Source organism: Aquirufa sp. (assembly GCF_044377215.1).
In the GTDB taxonomy this organism is placed as follows: Bacteria; Bacteroidota; Bacteroidia; order Cytophagales; family Spirosomataceae; genus Aquirufa.
Map to the genome: position 1 here is coordinate 1 of NZ_JBILJM010000057.1, position 5210 is coordinate 5210.

General features: G+C 40.4%; 6 protein-coding genes. All 6 read left to right on the forward strand.

What is annotated here, in order from left to right:
* Positions 1–195: hypothetical protein (locus ACIQ6T_RS11150; protein ID WP_395786396.1), on the forward strand; the 195-nt coding region annotated here is incomplete at its 5' end.
* A 1-nt stretch (position 196) separates the two neighbouring features.
* Entirely contained in the window at positions 197–1210 is a 1014-nt protein-coding gene (locus ACIQ6T_RS11155) for a threonine aldolase family protein (protein WP_395786398.1), read from the forward strand.
* A 39-nt stretch (positions 1211–1249) separates the two neighbouring features.
* A complete protein-coding gene (rhaM, locus tag ACIQ6T_RS11160; protein WP_395786400.1) occupies positions 1250–1564 on the forward strand; it encodes an L-rhamnose mutarotase in 315 nt (104 codons plus the stop codon).
* A 3-nt stretch (positions 1565–1567) separates the two neighbouring features.
* A complete protein-coding gene (locus tag ACIQ6T_RS11165) occupies positions 1568–2677 on the forward strand; it encodes a glycoside hydrolase family 88 protein (RefSeq protein WP_395786402.1) in 1110 nt (369 codons plus the stop codon).
* 125 nt (positions 2678–2802) lie between these two features.
* The gene (locus ACIQ6T_RS11170; protein WP_395786404.1) at positions 2803–4293 is read left to right on the forward strand and encodes a hypothetical protein; all 1491 of its coding nucleotides are present in this window, start codon (positions 2803–2805) and stop codon (positions 4291–4293) included.
* Between the two features lie 8 nt (positions 4294–4301).
* A partial coding sequence (locus ACIQ6T_RS11175; protein ID WP_395786406.1) for an aminopeptidase P N-terminal domain-containing protein occupies positions 4302–5210 on the forward strand: 909 nt, incomplete at its 3' end.

The following is a 5210-nucleotide window of genomic DNA, read 5'->3' on the forward strand; positions in this document are numbered from 1 at the left end:
TTTCAGCTGATTGGATTTTACCAAAAGAATACGACGGATGATTTAAAATCAATGAACGTACGTTTGTCGTGGGAATACCAGCCGCTCTCCTTTGTGTATTTAGTATTTAATTCGTTGAATTACCAAGGAACTGATGGGACCCAACAAAAGCAACAAAGTTTTTTAGCTAAATTGTCCTATCTAAAGCAGTTTTAATATGCATGTGGAATTAAGAAGTGACACGTTTACCTTGCCAACTCAAGCTATGCGCGAGGCTATGTTTGCAGCGCCGCTGGGGGATGATGTTTTTGGTGAGGATCCTTCCGTTAATGCTTTGGAGCAAAAGGTGGCCAATATGTTTGGTATGGAGGCCGCACTTTTTTGTGTTTCTGGTACGCAGACCAATCAAATCGCCATTTCAGTTCATTTAAGTAGGGGACAAGAGGTGATTTGTGATGAGTTGTCACACATTTATTTATACGAGGGTGGGGGCATTATGGCGAATGCAGGCGCTTCCGTTAAGTTGTTGAAAGGTGATTTAGGTCGCTTAACACGTGCTCAAATCGAAGCAGCAATCTCTCCTGATGACATTCATGCCTGTGAAAGTAAATTAGTAAGTCTTGAAAACACGGTCAATAAAGGTGGTGGTAGCGTGTATAGTTCAGAAAGCTTACAGGAAATTTCAAATTTTTGTCGGCACATAAACATCCCGCTTCACCTCGATGGGGCACGAATTTTCAATGCAATGGCTGTTACGGGTCAAACGCCCAATCAATTTGGGGCATGGTTTGATTCGATTTCTGTTTGTTTATCGAAAGGCTTGGGAGCTCCAGTAGGCTCTTTGTTGTTGGGTTCTCATGCATTTATCAAACAAGCGAGGCGTGTTCGTAAACGGTTAGGTGGGGGATGGCGCCAAGCGGGATTTTTAGCTGCGGCTGGGATCTATGCGCTTGATCATCACGTAACGCGTTTGCAAGAAGATCATGCCCGAGCGAAAGAAATAGCCCTTATTTGTGTCGGACTACCTTGGGTAGACTCCATTCTTCCGGTAACAACCAATATCGTCATTGTTCAATTAAAGGAAGGCATTTGCTCGGTAGACCAAGTGGCTGATTTAAAGTCCAAGGGCATTTTTTGTGCGCCTTTTGGGCCGCAGTACATTCGCTTTGTTACACATTTGAATTTCGACGATGCAGCTTTATCTGCATTTAAGGCTCAAATTATTCAGTAGTTTTTGCCAACTTCTTCCTTTCAAAAGAAACTTAAAGCGATGCAACGAAAAGCGTTTAAAATGTTTCTTTTGCCCGGTTTTGAAGCCGAATATGCCCGTAGGCATGACTTGATTTGGCCCGAACTCGTAGACCTATTGCATTCAGTAGGTATTCAGAATTATTCCATTTTCTTGGATTCGGACACACTTACCTTATTTGCCTATCTAGAGGCTCCTGATTTAGGTGCACTTGATCAGCTTCCTGCGCAGGAAGTCATGCAGCGCTGGTGGAAGTATATGGGTGATATTATGCAAAGTAATGCAGATAACTCACCTGTTGCCATTGATATTCCATCTGTATTTCACCTTTCTTAATTGATGAAAAAGATTATTTTTTTGTGTTTTTTAGCCTCTTTTTCGCTTGTAGCTGCGCCAAATAAAAAGCAAGTACTGGCGAAGATGCATTTGGCTAATCGTTATTTCCAACAGAAATGGCCGGATGTTGGTCAAGTGATTGTTAGCCCTGATCGGACAAGACCATCTAACATTTGGACACGATCAGTTTATTATGAGGGTTTGATTGAATTATATAAACTAGATCCCAAGGCGTCTGATTTAAAATACATGATTGATTGGGGTGAATTTCATCAATGGGGATTGCGAAATGGGGTAAAAACGCGCAATGCGGATGATCAAGCGTGTGGACAGGTATATATGGATTTGTTCCTCATGTCAGGCGACTCTGCGCGGATTAAGCCTATTAAAGCCAATATTGAGAATATGGTCATAACGGAAAAAGCGGATGATTGGTCTTGGATTGATTGTTTGCAAATGAGCATGCCCGTTTATACACGTTTAGGCGTGATTTATAAAGATCCGCGTTATTTTCAGAAAATGTATGATTTGTATGCGTTTACCAAATACAAACATGGCGGAAAGGGTCTTTATAATCCGGTTGATAAACTGTGGTGGCGGGATAAAGATTTTGTTCCTCCCTACAAAGAGCCGAATGGTGCCAATTGCTATTGGTCACGTGGAAGCGCTTGGGTGTATGCCGCATTAGTTAGAACGCTTGATTTATTACCGGAAAATGATCCACACCGTGCGGAGTATCTTGCCGATTTTATAGCACTTTCTGAGGCGTTGCCTCCGTTGCAGCGGGCGGATGGGTTTTGGAATGTTTCCTTGATGGACCCAACTAATTATGGAGGGCCGGAATTGACTGGTACGTCTTTGTTTGTATATGGTATGGCTTGGGGAGTCCGGAAAGGTATATTGCCCGCAAAAAAATATAGACCAATCATTGATCAAGCTTGGAAGGGGATGTCATCATGTGTACATCCAAATGGATTTTTGGGTTTTGTCCAAGGTACCGGTAAAGAGCCTAAAGATTCTCAGCCAGTGACATTTGATCATGTGCCCAATTTCGAAGATTTTGGTCTAGGTTGTTTCTTGCTAGCCGGTTCTGAATTGTTAAAAGCGAAATAAGAATAATAAGTTCATTTAGAAAGGGGAGGTTCCTTGTGGGTTTTGACCACTACATCTATAGCTCAGTTTTGGGTGTTTTTTATTTTCTCTATCTTTGTTCGCACTACAAAGAATTTTAGATTTATATGAAATTAATCTATTGGTTGGTTTTTGGTTTTATAGCATGGATCCTTTATGCCTATTTACCATTCCACCAAGATGAATTTTTACATTTCCATTCATTAGCGTATCAATTGCCAAATTTCCAACTTAATGCGTTTAAGGAGGGATTTGGTGCTTACGAAAAGTTCTTTCCTTTAGGCCTTTCGGTCTATTTTCCATTTTTATATACGGGTAATTTGCAAGGGATTTTACTTTGGCCTTTCTATGTTTCGATGCCTATAATTGAAGCTAAAATGGCTTATTCCTTGCTTTCGTTAGCCTTATTGTTTGTCTTAATCCTACGGACATTTTCGATGTCAAGTGCTGGAAAATGGTTTTTGTTTTTATTGTTACCAATTTACATCGCTGTTTTGCGTGATGCTGGCCCGGTCAATGTAGCGTTAATTATTTTTGTGCTTAGTTTTCATTTGACCAATAAACTAGCGCACCCAATGTTCGGTTGGCTCGCTGCCCTGTGTCTTTCCTTCTTGTGGTCCTTAGCTTTTTATGACAAATTGTTTTTTGTCTATTTAATGCCTAGTGTGTTGGTTTTCTCATTGAATCGTCTGTCGTTTGAGGCAATTTTGAAACGTGATTTTCTGATTAAAATGGGCCTGGCATTAGCTGGGTTTAGTATGTTCGTTTTGGTTTATTTGTTGGCCGATATTCGTGTTCGTCAATTTCAGTCCGTAGAATTGGGGAATTTCCAACTCCCATTTATTAAGGTGTTAGCATCACCGGGTGATTTTACTTTTTGGGAGGAAAGGAGAATTGTATTAAATACGATTGTAAATCAGTTTGACTTTAGCTTTTATGTGCTGCGCCATTTGAATTATTATGATTTTATTCAGGCCAATGTTTGGAATGGTTTAAGTTGGTTTGGAATCGTTTTTGTTGGCTTACTTGTCTTGGAATTCAAACACGCAAATTACAAGGCTAGGTGGTATCTGGCCGCTTTTATTATCATGGCTTTGACGTTTTTAGTATTGGGTAAAATTCGATTTGGACATCATACGGTATTTTTATTCATTCCTTTGCTGGGGTTTTGGTTTGATGGTAGGCGTCCCGTTTACTTGAAAAGTTTGATGGTTTGGTTATCATTGAATATCCTTGTTTTTGGAATTAATCTGGTTCATTCGCAAGCGCATGAATCCCTTCGAACTGATTACCGTGATTTAGTTAAAAATACGAAGGTAGCTAAGCCGGCTATTGTCAATTTTGACAGTTGGAATTATTACTACCTACGTAACTTGGATGCGGATCATTCGCTTGTTACATGGGTAGATTTGCAAGATTCGGTTCAAACAAATCGTTTATTTGCGCTATCCAAGAAGTTAAATTTGCCTATTATCAATGTTTCTGGTTCAGCGGCTGTATGGAAGCAGAATTGGTCATTAATTCAGCACAGCGTAGATTCGGTTGTTGTTGACCGTACTTATCCATCTAATCCAATCATTTCTTTTCGTATTAAATAGCTATACCTATGTCGCATAAATTCGTGCTATTTCTAGCACTCTGTTTAAGTCCTTTATTGATCTCAGCGCAAAACACGGCTGATTATCCGCAAGATTATTTGAGTCCTGCATTTCATGCAGGAAGGAGGGAAGCCTTTAAGGCGGCTATGTCAGATAAGGGTGTTGCTCTATTTTTCGCTTCTCAGGTGCGCGTTCGTAATGATGATGTAGATTATCAATATGCGCAGAATAAGAATTTCTATTACTTTACTGGATTACAGGAGCCAAATGCCGTTTTGGTGATGTTTAAGCGTCCGGTTACCCTCTTAAACCAAACGGGTACTGAGTTTATTTTTGTTCAAAAGCGAGATCCGTTCAAAGAAATGTGGACGGGTAAAATTTTAGGTGAAGCAGGAGTTAAGGAATCGTATCAGATTCAGCATGTCTTTGCCAATGATTTGTTTACAGCAAACACGCTTGATTTAGCTACCGTGGATTCCGTGTATTCCATGTATCGAAATGAAGCGATTTTTACGAAATATAAACGAAGATTAGACCCGCTTGCTCGTATGGCAACAGTGTTAGATAGCAATGTGATTGCCTTGAATAAACCGTTAGCGATGCGTTCTACTTTGCAGACATTAAGTTCACTGCGTGGAATCAAGCAGCCAGAAGAGATTGCGATTATGCGCAAGGCAAGTCAAATTAGTTCACTGGGCCATCGCGAAGTCATGAAGGCGATACATCCCGGAATGAAGGAATATCAAGCCCAAGCGATCATGGAGTATCATTTTAAGGCGAGTGGATCTGAGTATCCAGGTTATCCAAGTATTGTGGGAGCATCTGAAAATGCTTGTGTTTTACATTATACGACTAATTTGAAACAGGTGAATGCGGGTGATCTTTTGTTGAGTGATTGTGCGGCTGAATATCATGGA

Coding starts and splice junctions, on each gene's coding strand:
- ACIQ6T_RS11165 (WP_395786402.1), top strand. CDS start 1,568: ATGAAAAAGATTATTTTTTTGTGTTTTTTAGCCTCTTTTTCGCTTGTA.
- ACIQ6T_RS11170 (WP_395786404.1), top strand. CDS start 2,803: ATGAAATTAATCTATTGGTTGGTTTTTGGTTTTATAGCATGGATCCTT.
- rhaM (WP_395786400.1), top strand. CDS start 1,250: ATGCAACGAAAAGCGTTTAAAATGTTTCTTTTGCCCGGTTTTGAAGCC.
- ACIQ6T_RS11155 (WP_395786398.1), top strand. CDS start 197: ATGCATGTGGAATTAAGAAGTGACACGTTTACCTTGCCAACTCAAGCT.